The 20,182-nt window shown below is 74.5% G+C and carries 5 protein-coding genes and 1 pseudogene; 3 read left to right on the top strand and 3 right to left on the bottom strand.

The window, feature by feature from the left end; all coding sequences use genetic code 11:
• Positions 1 to 9: 9 nt before the first annotated feature.
• The 3 genes and pseudogenes from ACQPWW_RS21175 to ACQPWW_RS21185 all read left to right on the top strand — a co-directional run bounded on the left by ACQPWW_RS21175 (position 10) and on the right by ACQPWW_RS21185 (position 16,257).
• The gene (locus tag ACQPWW_RS21175) at positions 10 to 11,553 is read left to right on the top strand and encodes an SDR family NAD(P)-dependent oxidoreductase (protein ID WP_433124949.1); all 11,544 of its coding nucleotides are present in this window, start codon (positions 10 to 12) and stop codon (positions 11,551 to 11,553) included.
• Positions 11,554 to 11,609: 56 nt separating this feature from the next.
• A pseudogene (locus ACQPWW_RS21180) lies at positions 11,610 to 14,696 on the top strand (type I polyketide synthase); the annotation flags it as partial.
• Positions 14,697 to 14,799: 103 nt separating this feature from the next.
• Positions 14,800 to 16,257 (top strand): FAD-dependent monooxygenase, encoded by a 1,458-nt coding sequence (locus ACQPWW_RS21185; protein ID WP_433124950.1) that lies wholly within the window; start codon positions 14,800 to 14,802, stop codon positions 16,255 to 16,257.
• Between the two features lie 79 nt (positions 16,258 to 16,336).
• On the opposite strand, the gene ACQPWW_RS21190 is transcribed toward ACQPWW_RS21185, so the two are convergent.
• The 3 genes from ACQPWW_RS21190 to ACQPWW_RS21200 form a co-directional block, all read right to left on the bottom strand.
• Complete coding sequence (locus ACQPWW_RS21190) at positions 16,337 to 16,855, bottom strand: allene oxide cyclase barrel-like domain-containing protein (protein ID WP_433124951.1); 519 nt, start codon at positions 16,853 to 16,855, stop codon at positions 16,337 to 16,339.
• Between the two features lie 189 nt (positions 16,856 to 17,044).
• A complete protein-coding gene (locus tag ACQPWW_RS21195; protein WP_433124953.1) occupies positions 17,045 to 19,438 on the bottom strand; it encodes an FtsX-like permease family protein in 2,394 nt (797 codons plus the stop codon).
• Positions 19,435 to 20,127 carry an ABC transporter ATP-binding protein gene (locus ACQPWW_RS21200; RefSeq protein WP_433124954.1) on the bottom strand — a complete coding sequence of 231 codons (693 nt, stop codon included), beginning with the start codon at positions 20,125 to 20,127 and terminating at the stop codon, positions 19,435 to 19,437. Before ACQPWW_RS21200 ends, ACQPWW_RS21195 begins: the two co-directional genes overlap by 4 nt.
• Positions 20,128 to 20,182: the final 55 nt, after the last annotated feature.

Here is a 20,182-nt window from a genome sequence, read left to right on the forward strand (position 1 = left end):
GGAACGTTCATGGCCACCGATCAGGAAGACAAGCTCCGCGACTATCTGAAGCGGGCGACCACGGATCTGCGAAAGGCGAACGGGCGGCTGCGTGAACTCAGCGCGCGCGACCACGAGCCGATCGCGGTGATCGGAATGGGGTGCCGCTTCCCGGGCGGAGTGAACACTCCCGAGGAGTTGTGGCGACTGCTCGACGACGGGCGCGACGCGATCACCGGCTTCCCGGACCGGCCCGGCTGGGACGAGGACGCGCTCTTCGACCCGGACCCGGACCACCTGGGCACCACCTACGTGACCCGGGGCGGCTTCCTGCACGACGCCGACCGGTTCGATCCGGACCTGTTCGGCATCAACCCGCGGGAGGCCACCGCGATCGATCCACAGCAGCGCATCCTGCTCGAGACCGGCTGGGAGGCGCTCGAATCGGCCGGCTTCGACCCGACCGGGCTGCGCGGCAGCGACACCGGCGTCTTCCTCGGCGTCATCGCCACCGGGTACGCGCCGCCGCCCGAGTCGGTCCCCGCCGACCTGGAGGGGTACCTGCTCACCGGCAACACCACAAGCGTGGCGTCCGGCCGGTTGGCGTACACGTTCGGGTTGGAGGGGCCGGCGGTCACCATCGACACCGCCTGCTCGTCGTCGTTGGTCGCCGTACACCTGGCCAGTCAGGCTCTGCGCCGTCGTGAGTGCGGCCTGGCGCTGGCCGGCGGCGCCACGGTGATGGGCAACCCCGCCCTGTTCATCGAGTTCAGCCGGCAGCGCGGGCTCGCGCCCGACGGCCGGTGCAAGTCGTTCGCCGACGGCGCCGACGGCACCGGCTTCGCCGAGGGCTGCGGAGTGCTCGTCCTCGAGCGGCTCTCCGACGCGGTGCGACTCGGCCATCCGGTCCTCGCGGTGATCCGCGGCTCGGCGGTCAACCAGGACGGCGCCAGCAACGGATTGACAGCGCCGAGCGGACCAGCCCAGGAACGGGTGATCGGACAGGCACTTGCCGACGCGAACCTGGCGCCGATGGACGTCGCTGCCGTCGAGGCGCACGGAACCGGTACGGCACTGGGTGATCCGATCGAAGCGGCGGCGGTGCTCGCCGCGTACGGGCGGAACCGGCGGGAGCCACTGCGCCTCGGCTCGATCAAGTCGAACATCGGCCACACCCAGGCGGCCGCCGGCGTCGCCGGGATCATGAAGATGGTGCTGGCGCTGCGGAACCACTCGCTGCCGCGCACCCTGCACGCCGACCTGCCCACCTCCCACGTGGACTGGTCGGACCGCTCGGTCGAGTTGCTCAGCGAGCCCGCCGACTGGCTCCCCGGCGACCAGCCACGGCGGGCCGGTGTGTCGTCCTTCGGGATCAGCGGCACCAACGCGCACGTCATCGTCGAGGAGGCCCCCGCAGCCGAGGCCGCGCCGGCCGTGTACCCGGGCGGGCCGGTGGCCTGGGCATTCTCCGGTCACGGTGCGTCCGCCCTCCGCGACCAGGCCCGTCGGCTCGCGACGGTGGACGCCGCGCCGGCCGACGTGGCCTGGTCGCTGGCCACGTCCCGGGCGCTGCTGCCGCACCGGGCCGTGGTGGTCGGCGAGACCGCCGAGGAGTTCGCCGAGGCCCTCGGCGCGGTGGCCGGTGGCACGTCGACGCCGGCGGTGGCCGGACCGGTGGCGTTCCTGTTCTCCGGCCAGGGCAGCCAGCGCGCCGGCATGGGGCTGCAGCTGGCCGACGCGTACCCGGTGTTCCGCGCGGCGCTCGACGAGGTGTGCGCGGCCTTCGCGCCCCACCTGCCCCGCCCGCTGCTCGAGGTGCTCGGCGAGCCGGACCTGCTGGACCAAACCGGCTGGACGCAGCCGGCGCTGTTCGCGGTCGAGGTGGCGCTGCACCGGCTCCTGCTGTCCTGGGGCGTGCGGCCGGATCTGCTGATCGGCCACTCGATCGGCGAGATCGCCGCGGCTCAGGTGGCCGGAGTGCTGTCCCTGGACGACGCGGCGGCGCTTGTCGCGGCCCGTGGCCGGCTGATGGAGGCGCTGCCGACCGGTGGCGCGATGGCGGCACTACAGGTGACCGAGGCGGAGCTGAGCGGCGACGACCGGGTCGACATCGCGGCGGTGAACGCGCCCCGCGCCGTCGTGATCTCCGGCGCGGCCGAGGCCGTGACCAAGGTGGCCGCCCGCTGGGCCGCGCAGGGCCGCAAGAGCCGGCTGCTCCGGGTCAGTCACGCGTTCCACTCGCGACGGATGGAGCCCATGCTTGCCGAGTTCCGCCGGGTGGCCGAGTCGCTCACCTACCACCCACCGACGATGCCGGTGATCGCCAACCTCTCCGGCGCGCTGGCCGAGGGTGACGACCTGGTCACCGCCGACTACTGGGTCCGGCATGTGCGCGAGGCGGTCCGGTTCGCCGACGGGATGGCCACCGCCGCCGCACGTGGCATCGCCCACTACGTGGAGGTCGGCCCGGACGCCGTCCTCGCCCCGATGGCGGCCGAGTGCCTGCCGGCCGACAGCGCGTCGGTCACCGCCGTTCAGCGGCGCGGCCGGCCGGAGGCGCGCAGCCTGCTCACCGGCCTGGGCCGGGCCTTCGAGGCCGGCGTACCTGTCGACTGGTCAGCGGTGCTGGCCGGGTGCGGCGGGCGCCGGGTCGGCCTGCCCACCTACCCGTTCCAGCACGGGTCGTACTGGCTGCGACCCGAGCGGGCGGGCGACATGGCCGCGGCGGGGCTGCGGTCGGCCGGTCACCCGATCCTCGGCGCCATGGTCCAGCTCGCCGACGCGGGCGGCCACCTGCTCAGCGGATCGTTGTCCCGGCGTACCCACCCGTGGCTGGCGGACCACGTCGTGCTGGACGCCGTGCTGCTGCCCGGCACCGCGTTCGTCGAGCTGGCGCTGCTGGCCGCCCGGCAGGCCGGCTACGGCCGGGTCGACGACCTCACGCTGCACGCGCCGCTGGTGCTGCCCGAACGCGACGCCGTCGCCGTGCAGGTCGCCGTCGGCGCACCGGACGACGACGGCCACGGCGTCGTGTCGGTGCACTCCCGGCCCGCCGCCGAGGACGGCGCCTGGACCTGCCACGCCACCGGCCGGTTGTCCCGGGCCGGGGACCCGGTCGAGGCTCCCCCGTGGACGACCGAGGACGCCGAGCCGCTGGCCGTCGACGACGCCTACGACCGGCTGGACCGGCTCGGCTACCGGTACGGTCCGGCCTTCCGGGGGCTGCGCGCCGCCTGGCGCGACGGCCCGGACCTGCTCGCCGAGGTGCGCCTGCCGGAGGGCGAGCACGCCGACGCCGGACGGTTCGGCATCCACCCGGCGCTGCTCGACGCCGCCCTGCACGCGCTGATCGCCGCAGCCGGCGAGGACGAGCCCGCCCGGCTGCCGTTCGCCTGGTCCGGGGTGACGCTGCACGCCTCGGCCGCCACCGACCTGCGGGTCCGGCTACGCCGCGACGGCGACACGGTCGGGCTGATCGCTGTCGACGAGGACGGCGCGCCGGTGGTCGGCGTGGACCGCCTGGAACTCCGCGCCGTCTCCGCCGACCAACTGCGGGCCGCCGACGAGGAGTACACGGTGGCCTGGACCGCCGTGCCCGCACCGGAGGCGGAGGCGACGCCGGACGACACGACGATCACCGTGCCGTACGGCGACACCGACGCGCTGCGCACCGTGCTGGCCGCGGTCCGCGCCGGACTGGCCGGCGACGGACGGCTCGTCGTGCGGACCGAGCTGGCCGTGCCCGCCGCGCCCGCAGGGGGCGGCGACGACCCGAACGGGGCTGCCGTCTGGGGTCTCGTCCGGACCGTCCAGAGTGAGTACCCGGGCCGGGTGGTGCTCATCGACGTGGACCGCTCGCCCGCCTCGGAGGCCGCCGTCCCGGCCGCGCTCGCCACCGGCGAACCGCAGCTGGCGGTACGCGACGGCCGGGTGCTGGCGCCCCGGCTCGAACGGGCCGGCGCCGCGCCCGAGCTGCCCACCACCGACCGCCCGTGGCGCCTGGACGTGTCCGGGCGGGGCAGCCTCGACGAGCTGATGGTGGTCGACCGGGTCGCCGGCCCGCCCGGGCCGGGCGAGGTGAGCATCCGGGTGCGCGCCGCCGGCCTGAACTTCCGCGACGTGCTGATCGGCCTCGGCATGTATCCGGGCGACGCCGACCTGGGCAGCGAGGCCAGCGGCGTCGTCGAGGCGGTCGGCCCGGGCGTGTCGACGCTGGCCCCCGGTGACCGGGTCGCCGGCCTGTTCGCGGGCGCGCTCGCCGAGGTCGCGGTCACCGACGCCCGCCTGGTCACCCGCATCCCGGACGAGTGGTCGTACGCCACCGCCGCGGGAGTGCCGATCGTGTTCCTCACCGCCTACTACGCGCTCACCGACCTCGGCCAGCTGCGGGCCGGGGAACGGCTGCTCGTGCACTCGGCGGCCGGTGGCGTCGGCATGGCCGCCGTGCAGCTCGCCCGACACCTGGGCGCCGAGGTGTTCGGCACCGCGAGCCCGGCCAAGTGGACGGCGGTCGGCCTCGACGACGAACACGTGGCCTCGTCCCGGACCCTGGACTTCGCCACCGCCTTCCTGGCCGCCACCGACGGCGACGGCGTCGACGTGGTGCTCGACTCGCTGGCCCAGGAGTTCGTCGACGCGTCGCTGGCCCTGCTGCCTCGCGGCGGCCGCTTCCTGGAGATGGGTAAGACCGACATCCGCGATCCGCAACGGGTGGCCGCTGACCACCCGGGCGTCGCGTACCGCGCGTTCGACCTCATGGAGGCCGGCCCGGACCGGATCCGCGAGATGCTCGGTGAGCTGATGGCGCTGTTCACGCGGGGCGTGCTCCGACCGCTGCCGACCACGGTGTGGGACATCCGGCAGGCCGCCGAGGCGCTGCGGTACCTGAGCCAGGCCCGGCAGATCGGCAAGGTCGTGGTGACAGTGCCCCGACCGTTGGACCCGGCCGGGACCGTCCTGGTCACCGGCGGGACCGGTGGCCTCGGCGCGCTGCTCGCCCGGCACCTGGTCGCGCGACACGGGGTACGTCACCTGCTGCTTGTCGGCCGGCGCGGTGAGCAGACACCGGGCGCCGTCGAACTGGTCGACGAACTGGCCGCGGCCGGCGCCGAGGCGCTGGTGGCCGCGTGCGACGTGTCCGACCGGGACGCTGTCGCGCGGCTGCTCGCCTCGGTGCCGGCCGACCGGCCGCTGACCGCTGTCGTCCACGCCGCCGGCCGCACCGACGACGGCCTGGTGGACGCGCTCACACCGGACCGGCTGGCCACAGTGCTGGCACCCAAGGCGGACGGTGCACGGCACCTGCACGAACTCACCGCCGGAACGGACCTCGCGGCGTTCGTGCTCTTCTCCTCGGTGGCCGGCACGCTCGGCAACCCGGGGCAGGCCGGCTACGCGGCCGCCAACGCGTACCTCGAAGGGTTGGCCGGTCGGCGGCGGCGGCTCGGGCTGCCGGCGGTGGCCATGGTGTGGGGGTTGTGGGAGGACCCGAGCGGGCTGACCGACCGGCTCGGCGAGGCCGACCGCGCTCGGATCGCCCGCAGCGGGCTCCGGCCGTTGACCGCCGCGCAGGGGCTCGCCCTGTTCGACCGGGCCCTGGCCGGCGGCCGGGCCGCGCCCGTGCTGGCCCGGCTCGACACGGCGGCCCTCCGCGAACGGGCCGCGGCCGGCGAGGTGCCGGCGATCCTGCGCGGCCTGGTCCGGCCGTCGACCCGTCGCGCCCGGTCCGGGGCCGCCGTGGCGGGAGGCTCGGCGTTGGCCGCCCGGCTCGCCGGGCGGACCTCGGCGGAACGAACCGAGCTGCTGATCACTGTGGTCCGCGAGCAGGTCGCCGCGGTCCTCGGCCACGCCGGTGGCGACCGGATCGACCCGGCGGCGGCGTTCACCGACCTCGGCTTCGACTCGCTCACCGGCGTCGAGCTGCGCAACCGGCTCGACGCCGCGACGGGGCTCAGGCTGCCCGCCACGCTCGTCTTCGACTACCCGACCGCTGCGGCGTTGGCTGGTTATCTGGCGACCGCCCTCGAACCGGCGGCCGTGCGGGCCGCCGCGTCCGGCGGGCGGGTACGCGGGTCCGCGGTCGCCGACGAGCCGATCGCCATCGTGGCGGCCGGCTGCCGTTACCCGGGTGGTGTTCGCTCACCCGAGGATCTGTGGCGACTGGTGTCCACCGGCACCGACGCCATCGGCCCGTTCCCGGACAATCGCGGCTGGGACACCGAGCGGCTCTACGACCCGGACCCGGAGCACGCCGGGACCAGCTACACCCGGGCCGGCGGGTTCATCGATGACGCGGACGCGTTCGACGCCGGGTTCTTCGGCATCAACCCTCGCGAGGCGCTGGCCACCGACCCGCAGCAGCGGCTTCTGCTCGAACTGGCCTGGGAGGTCCTCGAACGGGCCGGCATCGACCCGGGCGAACTGCGCGGCAGCGCCACCGGCGTCTACACGGGCGTGATCGCCTCGGACTACGGCAGTCACCTCGGCCGTGTTCCGGAGGACCTGGAGGGCTACCTCTCCACGGGCACCACCACGAGCGTGGCGTCCGGTCGGGTCGCCTACCAGTTCGGCTTCGAGGGGCCGGCCATGACCGTCGACACGGCGTGTTCGTCGTCGCTTGTCGCGATCCACCTGGCCGGCACGGCGCTGCGCCGCGGCGAGTGTGACCTGGCGCTGGCCGGCGGAGCCACGGTGCTCGCCTCGCCCCGGTCCTTCGTGGAGTTCAGCCGCCAACGGGCGTTGTCCCCGGACGGCCGGTGCAAGGCGTTCGCGGCCGGCGCGGACGGCACCGGCTGGGGCGAGGGCGCCGGGCTGATCCTGTTGGAGCGGTTGTCCGACGCCCGCCGCAACGGCCACCCGGTGCTCGCCGTGCTGCGCGGCTCGGCGATCAACTCGGACGGCGCCAGCAACGGTCTGACCGCGCCGAACGGCCCCTCGCAACAGCGGGTGATCCGGCAGGCCCTGGCCGACGCCGGGCTGAGTGCCGCCGACGTCGACGCCGTCGAGGCGCACGGCACCGGCACCGCGCTCGGCGACCCGATCGAGGCGCAGGCGCTGCTTGCCACGTACGGCGCCGAGAGGTCCGCGGAGCGGCCGCTGTGGCTCGGCTCGATCAAGTCGAACATCGGGCACACTCTCGCCGCCGCCGGCGTGGCCGGCGTGATCAAGCTGGCCATGGCGATGCGGCACGGGCAACTGCCGCCGACCCTGCACGCCGCCGAGCCGTCGCCCCACGTGGACTGGTCCGACGGCACCGTGCGGCTGCTCACGCAGGCGCAGCCCTGGGCGCCCGGTGAGCATCCGCGCCGGGCCGCGGTGTCCTCGTTCGGCATCAGCGGCACCAATGCCCACCTCGTCCTCGAGGAGGCACCCGCACCCAGCGAGACGCCGGACCCGGACCCCGCGCCGGCGACCGCCTGGCTGCTCTCCGGGCGCACCGAGGGCGGCCTCCGTACGCAGGCCGGCCTCATCCGGGCGTACGCGGAGGGCCGGCCTGACCTTCCGGTCGCCGCCATCGCCACAGTCCTCGCCCGGGGCCGGGCCGCCCTGCCGCTGCGCGCCGCAGTGGTCGGCACCGACCGGACCGACCTGCTCGCCGGGCTGGCCGCGGTGGCCCGCGGTGAGCCGGCCGCCACGACGGTGCAGGGCACCGCCACCGAACGCGGCAAGGTCGTGCTGGTCTTCCCCGGCCAGGGCAGCCAGTGGGCCGCCATGGCCGCGGGCCTGCTGGACACCGCCCCGGTGTTCGCGGCGGCGATCGCCGACTGCGACGCCGCGCTCAGCCGGCACGTCGACTGGTCGCTGCTTGACGTACTGCGCGGCGAGCCCGACGCGCCCACCCTGGACCGGGTCGACGTGGTCCAGCCGGTGTTGTTCGCGATGATGGTCTCGCTCGCCGCGCTCTGGCGTGCGCTGGGCGTGCGTCCGGACGCGGTGGTCGGCCACTCCCAGGGTGAGATCGCCGCGGCGTACGTGGCTGGCGCGCTGACCCTCGACGAGGCCTGCCGGATCGTCGCGCTGCGCAGCCGGGCGATCGTGGCGCTGGCCGGGCGCGGTGGCATGGTCTCGGTGCCGCGGCCGGCCGCCGAGGTCGACGAGCTGCTGGGCCGCTGGTCGGGTCGGATCTCGCTGGCGGCGGTGAACGGACCGAACGCCACTGTGGTCTCGGGTGACCCGGCTGCCCTGGACGAGCTCATGGCCGCCTGTGAGCAGGCGGACATCCGGGCCCGCCGGGTGCAGGTGGACTACGCCTCACACTCGGCGCACGTCGAGGAACTGCGCGCCGAGATCCTCGCGGCGCTGGACGGGATGGACCCGCGCCCCGCCGAGGTGCCCTGCTACTCGACAGTCACCGGCGGACCGCTCGACACCGCGGAGATGAACGCCGACTACTGGTACCGCAACCTGCGGCAGCCGGTGCGCTTCGCCGACGCGGTGGCCGCGCTGCACGCCGACGGCTACCGCACCTTCATCGAGTGCAGCGCCCACCCGGTGCTCACCGGGGCTGTCCAGGACACCGTGGAGGCCCTCGACGCCGGCGGAGCGCCAAGCGCGGTGCTGGGTACGCTGCGCCGCGAGCGCGGCGGCTGGGATCAGGTGCTGCTCGCCGCTGCCACCGCGCACGCGCAGGGGTTGCGGATCGACTGGGCGGCGGCGCTGCCCGGCCCGGTGGACCCGACCGGCCTGCCCACCTACCCGTTCCAGCGGCAGCGCTACTGGCTCACCGGCGCCGCCGAGGTCGGCGACGTCTCGGCGGCCGGGCTCACCGCGACCGAGCACCCGTTCCTGGGCGCGGAGGTGCGGCTGGCCGGCGAGCGGGGCAGCGTCTTCACCGGACGGCTCGCCCTGGCCGACCATCCCTGGCTGGCCGATCACGTGGTGGCCGGCACCACAGTGCTGCCCGGCACCGCCCTTGTCGACCTGGCGCTGTGGGTGGGCGCGCGGGTCGGCCGCCCGGCGGTGAGCGAGCTGACCCTGCACGCGCCGCTGGTGCTGCCGGATGCCGGTGCCGCCCAGGTGCAGGTGGTGGTGGACGCCGCCGCCGGCGGTCCGGCTCCGCTGACGGTCTGGTCCCGGCCGGAGGCCGACCCGGACGGCGAGTGGACGCGGCACGCCGTCGGCGTGCTCGTCGACGAGCCGCCCGAGTCGGTCCCGACGCCGGCCGGGAGTTGGCCGCCGCCGAACGCCGAGCCGGTCGACGTGCCCGGCCGGTACGACGCCTTCGAGGCGGCGGGCCTGGACTACGGGCCGACGTTCCGCGGGCTGCGCGGGGTGTGGCGCCTCGGCGACGAGGTCTACGCCGAGGTGTCGCTGCCGGAGGAGGCACACGCGGACGCTGGCCGTTTCGGCCTGCACCCGGCGTTGCTGGACGCGGCCCTGCACGCGGCCGGCGATCTCAGCACCGACGGCGGGGCGCGGGACGGCGCGCGGCTGCCGTTCGCGTGGAGCGGCGTACGACTGATCAGAACCGCCGCCACCACGCTGCGGGTGCGGCTCACCGCGGCCGGTCCGGACACTGTGACGCTGACCGCCGCGGACGAGGCGGGCCGGCCGGTGGCCGTGGTCGAGGCGCTTGCGGTCCGGCCGGTCGGGCCGGAGATGCTCGCCGGGCTGCGCGCCGGTCACCTGCGGCGCGCGCTGCACGCGGTGGAGTGGGCGCCGGTCTATCCCGACGCCGCCGATGCCCCGGACGCCCCGATGGCCGGGTACGCGGTGCTCGGCCCGGACGACCTCGGCCTCGCCGACGAGTTGGGCCGGCACGGACCGGTCACTGTGCACGGCTCCCCCGCCGAGCTGGCCGAGGCGGTCACCGCCGGGGCTCCGACGCCCGACGTGCTGGTGCTGCCGTGCCCACCGGCGGCCGGGCCGGCCGACCTGCCGGCCGAGGTCGGCCACCGGTTGGCGGAGACGCTGGCCGTCCTTCAGGAGTGGCTCGCCGACGACCGGTACGCCGGCGCGCGCGTGCTGGTGGTGACCAGTGGCGCGGTCGCCGTGCCCGCCGGCTCGGGCGTCACCGACCTGCTGAACGCCCCGGTCTGGGGCATGGTCCGGGCCATTCAGACCGAGCACCCGGGCCGGATCGGTCTTGTCGACGTGAGCGGGCCGGGCGGTCTCAGCCGGGCGCTCACCGTCGCTCTCGGTGGTGACGAGCCGCAGCTGGCCGTCCGCGACCAGGTGCTGTACGCGGCCCGGCTGGCGACCCTGCCGCCGGCCGCCGGCTCGGCGCCGGAGCTGGGTTCGGACGGCACGGTGCTGATCACCGGTGGCACCGGGTGGATCGGCGGCCTGCTGGCCCGGCACCTGGTGCACCGGCAGGGCGTACGCCGGCTGTTGCTGTTGAGCCGGTCCGGTCCGAACGCCGCGGGGGCCGCCGAGCTGGTGGCCGAACTCGAGGCCGCCGGCGCGACGGCCGACGTGGTCGCCTGCGACACCGCGGACCGGCAGGCTCTCGCCGCGGCGCTGGCCACGGTGCCCGAGGCGCACCCGGTCACCGCGGTCCTGCACACCGCCGGGGTGCTCGACGACGCCACCCTCGGCACCCTCACCCCGCAGCGGTTGGCCGGGGTGCTGCGGCCCAAGGTGGACGCGGCCTGGCATCTGCACCAGCTCACCGCCGACCAGCCGCTGCGGGCGTTCGTGCTGTTCTCCTCGTTCGCCGGCACGCTCGGTAACGCCGGCCAGGCCAACTATGCGGCGGCCAACGCGTTCCTGGACGCGCTGGCCGAGCACCGCCGGCTGCACGGCCTGCCGGCCACCGCGATGGCCTGGGGCCTGTGGGAGCAGGACAGCGGCATGGCCGCCCAGTTGGGCACCGGTCGGGTGACCCGGATGGCCCGCAGCGGCCTGATCGCCATCCCGGCCGAGCAGGGCATGGAGCTGTTCGACGCGGCCCGAGCCCTCGACCTGCCGGTCGTGGCGCCCGCTCTGATCGACGCGGTGGCGCTGCGCGGGCACGCCGAATCCGGGCTGCTGCCGGCGCTGCTGCGCGGGCTGGTCCGGACGCCGCGGCACCGGGACGCCGAGCCGGCCGGCGGCTCGCTGCTCGCCGACCTGTCCGGGCGGCCCGAGTCGGAGCAGCGGGCGGTGCTGCTACAGCTGATCACCTCGACCGTCGCGGCAGTGCTCGGTCACGGCCCCGACTACCGCGTCGATCCCGGGCAGGCGTTCAAGGATCTGGGGTTCGACTCCCTCACCGCTGTCGAGCTGCGGAACCGGCTCACCGCGGCGACCGGCATGCGACTGGCGCCGACCCTGGTCTTCGACTACCCGACCCCGGCCGCGCTCGCCGAGCACGTCCGCGAGGCGCTGGTGCCGGACGCACCCGACGCGTCCTCGCCGGTGCTTGCCGAACTCGACCGGCTGCGCACCACGCTGGGCACCGTTCCGCCGGGTGCGGACCTCGAGACCCGGCTGGTCATCACCCGGAAACTGCAGGCGGTGCTTGCCGACTGGCAGGAGTCGGGCGCGCCGGTCGCGGACGCCGCCGAGGACGTGGTGGACGAGCACCTGCGGTCGGCCGACGCCAGCGAGATCTTCGACTTCATCGACAAGGAGCTGGGCCGCTCGCTCAGCTGAGCCCGCGACCCGGACGGAGAGGGATACCGATGACGGCTGACGACAAGACGATGGAATATCTCCGGTGGACCACCGCCGAGCTACGCAAGACGCGCCAGCGCCTGGCGGAGCTCGAGGCGGCGCTGCCGGAGCCGATCGCCATCGTTTCGATGAGCTGCCGCTATCCGGGCGGCGTGGACAGCCCGGAGCGGCTGTGGGACCTGCTGGTCGCCGGCGGCGACGCGACCGGCGAGTTCCCGACCGACCGCGGCTGGCGGGTGGACGACCTCTACGACCCGGACCCGGACCGCAGCGGCCACTCGTACACCCGCAGGGGCGGCTTCCTGCACGACGCGGCGGAGTTCGATCCGGCGTTCTTCGGCATGAGCCCACGGGAGGCGACGGCCACCGACCCGCAGCAGCGGATCCTGCTCGAACTCGCCTGGGAGGCACTGGAGCGGGCCGGCATCGACCCGGTGTCGGTGCGCGGTAGCCGCACCGGCGTGTTCGCCGGAGTGATGTACGGCGACTACGGCGCGCGGCTGCCCGAGGCACCCAAGGAGTACGAGGCGTTCCTGCGCAACGGCAGCGCGGGCAGCGTCGCCACCGGGCGGGTGGCGTACACCCTCGGACTGGAGGGGCAGGCGGTCACTGTCGACACGGCGTGTTCGTCGTCCCTGGTGTCGCTCCACCTGGCGGCGCAGGCGCTCCGCCGTGGGGAGTGCACCCTCGCACTGGCCGGCGGGGTCACCGTGATGGCCACCCCGGGTCTGTTCGTGGAGTTCAGCCGGCAGCGGGGCCTGGCGCCGGACGGCCGCTGCAAGTCCTTCTCGGACGCGGCCGACGGCGCCGGGTTCAGTGAGGGGGCCGGCCTGCTCCTGCTCGAACGGCTGTCGGACGCCCGCCGCAACGGCCATCCGGTGCTCGCTGTCATCCGGGGCAGCGCGGTGAACCAGGACGGCGCCAGCAACGGGCTGACCGCGCCGAACGGACCGTCCCAACAGCGGGTGATCCGCCAGGCCCTGGCCGACGCCGGGCTGACCGCCGCCGACGTCGACGCCGTCGAGGCCCACGGCACCGGCACCACCCTCGGCGACCCGATCGAGGCGCAGGCGCTGATCGCCACCTACGGCGCGGAGCGGTCCGTGGAGCGGCCACTGCGGCTCGGCTCGATCAAGTCGAACCTGGGGCACACCCAGGCCGCCGCCGGCGTGGCCGGCGTGATCAAGATGGTGCTCGCGCTGCGGCACGACCTGCTGCCGCGCACCCTGCACGCCGGCGTACCGAGCACCCACGTGGATTGGAGCGCCGGCACCGTGGCGCTGCTGGACGAGCCGGCGCCGTGGCCGGGCGGCGACGTCCCGCGCCGCGCCGCGGTGTCCTCGTTCGGCATCAGCGGCACCAACGCCCACCTGATCATCGAACAGGCCCCGGACGCGGGCAGCGCCCAACCGGCTGTCGACGCCCCCGTTCCGGCAGTGGTGCCCTGGACGGTCTCGGCCCGGACCGCGGCGGCGCTGCGGGACCAGGCCGCTCGGCTGCACGCACACCTCAGCGAGCGGCCGGAACTCAGCCTCGCCGCCGCCGGGCGGGCACTGGCGACCACCCGCACCCGGTTCGACCACCGCGCCGCCGTCGTCGCCGCCAACCGCGCCGACCTGCTGGGCGGTCTGGCCGCACTGGCCGCCGGAGAGCGGGCCACCAACGTGGTGAGCGGCTTCGCCGGCACCCCACCACGTACCGCTTTCCTGTTCACCGGGCAGGGCAGCCAGCGTCCCGGCATGGGACGGCAGCTGGCGGCCGAGTTCCCGGTGTTCGCCGCCGCCCTGGACGAGGTCTGCGCGCACCTCGACCCGCACCTGCCGCGGCCGTTGCGCGAGGTGATGTTCGCCGATTCCGACAGTGCCCTGCTGGACCGTACCCAGTACACCCAGGCCGCGCTCTTCGCCCTGGAGACGGCCCTGTTCCGGCTGCTCGAACACCTCGGTCTGCGTCCGGACCTGGTCGCCGGCCACTCGATCGGCGAAATCGCGGCCGCGCACGCCGCCGGGGTCTTCACCCTCGCCGACGCGTGCCGGCTCGTCGCGGCTCGCGGCCGACTGATGGAGTCCGCCCGCGAGGGCGGCGCCATGGTCGCTGTGCAGGCCAACGAGGAGGAGCTGCTCGCCTCGATCGACACTCCGGAGACGGTCGCCGTGGCCGTGCTGAACTCGCCCGCCTCGGCGGTGCTCGCCGGAGACGAGGCGGACGTGCTGCGGATCGCCGAGGGGTGGCGTGGCCGCGGCCGCAAGACCCACCGGCTGCGGGTGAGCCACGCCTTCCACTCGCCGCACATGGATTCCGTGCTTGCCGAGTTCGAGGCGGTGGCCCGCGAGCTGAGCTACGCGCCGCCGCAGATCACCGTCGTGTCCACCGTCACCGGGCAGGTGGCCCGCGAGGAGCTGGCGACCGCAGGCTACTGGGTACGGCAGGTCCGGCAGACCGTACGCTTCGCCGACGCCGTCACCTGCCTGCACGGCCAGGGCGCGAGCATCTACCTGGAGCTGGGCCCGGAGCCGACGCTGACGCAACTGGTGCCCGAGTGCCTGCCGGGCAGCACCCCGGTCCTGGCGCCGGTCCTGCGCGGCCGGCGGCCCGAGCCGCTCACCTTCGGCCTCGCGGTGGCCCACGCGTACGTGCACGGCGCCCCGGTGGACTGGGCGGCGTTCCTGCCCGGCTCGGGCGAGGTGCCGACACCGCTGCCGACGTACGCCTTCCGCCGCCGCCGCTACTGGCTCGACGCGCCCGGCGTCCCCCCGGCGGGGTGGCTCGACGGGCTGACGGTCGCGGCCCCCGACGACCCGGACGAGACCGCGTCGATTCGGCATCACCTGACGTCGGTGCCGGCCGGTGATCGGGAGCCGTACCTCTTCGACCTGGTCCGCCGGCACGCCGCTGGCGTGCTCGGCCACCCCACCACCGACGAGGTCGACGACGACGCCGAGTTCATGGCCCTGGGCTTCTCCTCGTTCACCGCGCTGGAGTTGCGCAACCTGCTCTGCGCGGAGACCGGGCTGGCCCTCCCGCCGGTCGCCATCTACGAGCACCCCACAGTGGCCTCGCTGGTCCGCTATCTCGACGCGGAGCTCGCCGCGGCCGAGCTGGTCGTCCAGGAGGCGGCATGACCACGCCGCGTCCAGGAGGCGGCATGACCACGCCAACCGTCCCCGGGTCGCCGTGACCGAGCCGGCAACACCACGCTCTAGCCCGTTCGACCGAAGGAGTGCCATGACCAGATCAGTCGTCATCGCCGGTGGTGGACCCGCCGGCCTGTTGCTGGCCGGCGAGCTTGCGCTGGCCGGCGTGGACGTCGAGGTGATCGAACGCCGGAACGTGCCACCGGAACGCTGCGACGGCATGGCGGTCCACGCCCGCTGCCTGGAGACGCTCGACCTGCGCGGGCTGGCCGCGCCGATACGCGACCACCTGTTCCCGTGGCCGCGTACGCCGTTCTCGCTGCTCTGGCTCGATCTGGACGCCGGCAGCGAGCGGGACCTGACGTACGGCTTCCCGCAGGTCCGCCTGGAGGCGGTGCTCGCGGCACGGGCCGAGCAACTCGGCGCCCGGATCAGTCGGGGCGCCGAGGTGACCGCCTTCGCGCAGGACGAGGACGGGGTGACAGTGACAGTGCGCTCCGCCGGGGACGAGCGGCAGGTGCGCGCCTCGTACCTGGTCGGCTGCGACGGGCCGGACAGCGTGGTGCGGACGCTGGCCGGGATCACACTGGACGGGAGCCTGCCGGCGTACTACGGCATCCTCGGGGACGTCACGCTCACCGACGACCTGCACGAGCTGTTCGACGCCGGGCCGCGGCCGGGCGGCCTGTTCGGTGCGCTGCCCATCGAGCCCGGCAAGATCCGGCTGATGTCCATCGAGTTCGATCGTGAACCGGTGCGGGACGCCGCGCCACCGACGGCGGCCGAGCTGGCCGCGAGTCTGGGCCGGCTCACCGGCCGGGTGCCGAAGATCGACGAGACGCACTACATCTCCCGGTTCGGGCACGCCACCCGGCTGGCCGACCGGTACCGCTCCGGCCGGGTGCTGGTGGCCGGCGACGCCGCCCACCAGCTCTTCATCTCCGGTACGCAGGGTTTGAACACCGCCATCCAGGACGTGATGAACCTGGGTTGGAAGCTCGCCGCGGTGGTCAACGGATGGGCGTCCGAGGAGTTGCTGGACACGTACGAGGCCGAGCGCCGCCCGGTCGGCGCCCGGATGGTCCGGCACGCCGAGGCCACCCTGACGCTGCTGCATCCGCTGACCCGGCTGACCGCGCTGCGGGAGCTGTTCAGCGATCTCATCGGGATTCCGGAGGTGAGCCGACGGCTGCTCCGCATGCCCACCGAGGTCAGGTACCCGCTCGGCAACGACCATCCGCTGATGGGTACGCAGGTGCCGCCGGTGGACGTCCACACCGCGGAGGCCCACCGACCGTTGGCGGAGTTGTTCCACGACGGGCGCGGGGTGCTCCTGCTGAGCGACGGGGTGACCGGCGACACCCCGGCTCGTTCCGACCGGGTAAACGTGGTGACGGTCGAGCGCCACCCGGATCTGGACGCCGACGCGGTCCTGCTGCGCCCGGACGGGTACGTGGCGTACGCCGGGCCGGTCGGCGGCGCGCTCGACGCGGCGCTGAGTCGCTGGTTCGGCGCGGCGGACCGCGCGGCGGTCGGCTCGCCCGCCTGACCGGACGCCTGTCGGAGGGGTGTGCACGCGACGATCTCCCGGAGCGGGATCCGCTCCGGGAGATCTCGGTGTTCGTTGGTCAGCCGCAGACGCTGAGGCTTGAGGCGAAGAGGGGCTCGCCCGCCTCGGTGGCGCCGACGACCTGGAAGTGGCGGGCGCCGGTCTTGCCGGCGTACCGCCCGGTGAGCCCCACCGCGGTCGCCGTCTGATCCTCGCCGCTGTTGGCCGAGGAGATCAACACCTGAGCGGTCCACGACACGCGCCCGTCGGAGTACGTGTCGACAGCGACGATCCGCTCGTACAGCGCGCCGTCCGAGCCGGTGTAGATCAGCGCGCCGCCGTCCGCGGTGCCGATCTGCACACCGGACGCGTCGAAGATCTCGTTGTGGAAGGTGACCCGGTCGCCCGGGCCCTCACCCGGTGTGCCGGTGTCGTAGAAGGTGAAGTGCGCGGTCTCGGAGATCGGGTTGCGCACCACGCAGGAGTGGGTGGTGGCCTCCGCGGAGGCCGCGCCGGTCGTGCCGAGCACCGCGACACCGGCAGCGCCGACCAACACGGCGGCCGCCGTGGCGATCCGTCGCACATCAAGCACATTCATCGTCTGTCCAATCCGGGAAGGAACGGGTCGGGACGATGGTCCTGCGGCGCACTTAAGCGGGATTTGGCTGAGGCTTTCGTCGGTCGGACGATCCGGACCGCCGCCACGAGATCGAGGTGTCCGAGTTCCCGGCGCAGGCGGGTGAACCCCGCTCACGGGTAGCTCCCGCGAGCGGGGGTCACCCGGCCGTCACTCGGTTCGCAGTGCCACCGCTACCCGGGTCTTCGCCGCCCAGCCGGCCGGCAGCAGGGCACCGACCACCGCGATGATCAGGCCACCGAGACCGAAGAGCAGCAGGTCGAGTGAGCCGTACACGTCGAGGACCGAGCCGGGCAGGCGGAAGCCCACGCTGCTCGCCATCTCGGTGATGACAGTGCGTTGCAGCAGCACGCCGACCCCCGCACCGACCGCGCCGCCGACCAGGCCGGTGACCACGACCGAGGCGATGACCATCGCCGTGGTCTGCCGGGGTGTCATCCCGAGCGCCTTGTGCACGCCCAGGTCGTGGACGCGTTCCCGGGTCTCCAGGACGACCGTGTTCAGCACCCCGAGGCCGGCGACGACCATCAGCAGGAGGCTGAGCAGTCCGGTCAGCGCGTTGATGATGATGATCATCTCGTCGGGCTCGTGGCTGAGGCCGTCGGCCACCGCGCCGAGCGGGTCCAGAGCCGCCGTCAGCGCTTTCGCGTACGCCCTGGCGTCGGTGCCGGACTCCACAGTGACGTAGTACATCGACGGTGCCAGCTCCGGCTCGGCCACCCGGAGGGTGGCGACGTCGGTGACGACCTGCATGCCGTCGTCGTCGATGTTGAACGCCTCACCGACGATCGTGACGGGAAGGTCGACGCCCTTGTCGGTCAGCACGATGCGGTCACCGACCTCTTTTCCGGCAGCGGTCAGGAACGGCGTCGAGACGACGATCTGCGCCGGGCCGGTCAGCCAGGTCCCCGACACCATCCGGTAGTAGCGCGCCCCGTCCGGCCCGGTGACGGCGACCGCGTCCAGCTCACCGGTGATCCCCGCGGCGGTGATCTCGCTGCGGGCCATGCCCAGGTACCCGTCGGTGCCCGCCTGGTCGGTGATCACCCGCTCGATCGCTGCCGGGTCGCCGAACGGCTGCGGCTGCACCGGACCCCGCGGCTGCCCCGGCCCCGGAGGCTGCCCCGGACCCGGCGGTGGCCCTCCCCGCGGCACCCGGTGCGGCTGTCCGATCTGGACATCGGCGATGTCCTCAACCTCCTGGATCCGGTTCAGCGACGTACCGAGACCGACCGCGAAGGTGACCGCGGCCGCGCCGAACGCGATCGCGGCGACGACGCTCACGGCTCGTACCGGTCGGGCGAAGGGGTGGGCCAGGCCGAGCGTCACCGGCCGGGAGATCGGCAGCCGGCTGGTCAGGCGGGCCGCCCATCGACCGCGGCCGGGCCGGGGGGTACGCCCGACGGCGAGCGCGTCGACGCTGCGCAACCGGCCGGCCCGGGCCGCGGCGGCCAGGGCGGTCACCGCCACGAGGGTGAGCGCGCCGCCGGCCACGACCGCGTCGACCCAGAACGCGACCCCGTTGTCGTCCGTACCGTAGATCCGATCGGTCTGGGCGAGGATCGGCACGGTCAGGAGGTTGCCGGCGACCACACCGAGCGCCGCACCGACCGTGGCCGGGATGAGCGCCTGCCCCACGTACGCCCGGACCACCTGGGCTGGCGTGAAGCCGAGCGCCTTGAGGATGCCGATCCGGCGGGTGGCGGTGGAGACCGCGCCGGCGATGACGTTGCCGATGATCAGCACCGCCATGACCACACCCAGCATGCCGAAGGCGATCAGGAACGGCACCAGCAGGACGGTTTCGCCGGTCGCCTCCCGGCGGACGTCGAGCCACGACACGGCGCTGTCGAGCGCGGCGGCGGGGACGGACGCCTGCACCGCCGTCCGGCCGGCCTGGACCTGTGCGGCAGTGCCGGCCTCGGTGAAGCGGTAGAGCATCTGGTAGGCGCGCGGGCCGTCAGGGCCGGTCCAGGCCGCGAGCTGCGCCGGGGTGGCCCAGGCGTCGGCGGTCTGACTGGCCGAACGGGCCAGCCCGACGACTGTCACCGACGGGCTGCCCGGCGCGTCGGACACCGTCCACCGCTGGCCGAGCACCTGCGGCGGCAACCGCAGGTGCTCCCCCGTGGCCAGCACGATCTCCCCCGGGCCGGTCGCCCACCGGCCGTCGACGACGTCGACCCGGTCGACCGCGCCGCCCGGATCGGCACGCCCGACGACGGTCAGCGGCGGCACCGGGCGACCCATCGGGTTGGTCAGGTTCAGCTCCGCGTTCGGGAACGGGCCCGCCGATCCGGCGACCCCGGCGGCGTTCGCGGAGGCGGCCACCTGTGCCTCGGTGACCGCGTCCGCGTCGAACTGGGCGGTGAGGTGGGCGCCCTGCTGCTGGTCGAAGGCCCGGTCGAAGGGTCCCCGGGAGGCCACCATCAGCGAACCGCCGAGGACGGCCGACGTCACCGCGATCATCACGACCAGACCGATCACGATCGTCTGTACGCGTCGCCGCCCGACCCCGGCGCGGACCACCCGAGCCAGCGCGCTCATCGGGCCCGCTCCAACGCGGAGTCGGCGGCGACCTGCCCGTCGAGGAGCTGGACGGTCCGGGTCGCGCACCTCTCGGCGAGGACCAGGTCGTGGGTGACCACGACGATGGTCTGGCCGTCGGCGTGCAGTTCGGTGAGCAGGCGCATGACCTCCTCGCCGGAGGCGGTGTCCAGCGCCCCGGTCGGCTCGTCGGCCAGCAGCAGCGGTGGCCGGTTCATCAGCGCGCGGGCGACGGCGACCCGCTGCCGTTCACCGCCGGAGAGCCTCCCCGGGTACGCGCCGGCGTGCCGGTGCACGCCGAGCCGGCCGAGCAGCTCGGTCGCCCGGCGCTGGGCGGCGCCACGGCCCATCCCGGCCAGCTGTGCCGGCAGCATGACGTTGTCGGCGACGGTCAGGTCGTCGAGCAGGTTGAAGAACTGGAACACCAGACCGATCCGGGCCCTCCGGTACCGGGCGGAGGCGGCCTCGCCGAGCTGGTCGACCCGCACGCCGTCGACGGTGACAGTGCCGGTGCTCGGCCGGTCCAGCCCGGCCACCAGGTTCAGCATCGTCGACTTGCCGCTGCCGGACGGGCCGAGGATCGCCACCGCCTCGCCGGGCGCGACGCTCAACGACACCTCACGCAGCGCCGGTGGCCCTTCGTCGTACCGGCGTGTCACCTCGTGCAGTTCGATCAGCGGTGTGGTCATGTCCCCGTCTCCTCAGGTGGTGGTGAGCTGGCGAGGCTGACGCTAGGGGCGGGTA

It is taken from the genome of Micromonospora sp. CA-240977, assembly GCF_050942285.1.
Lineage (GTDB): Bacteria > Actinomycetota > Actinomycetes > Mycobacteriales > Micromonosporaceae > Micromonospora.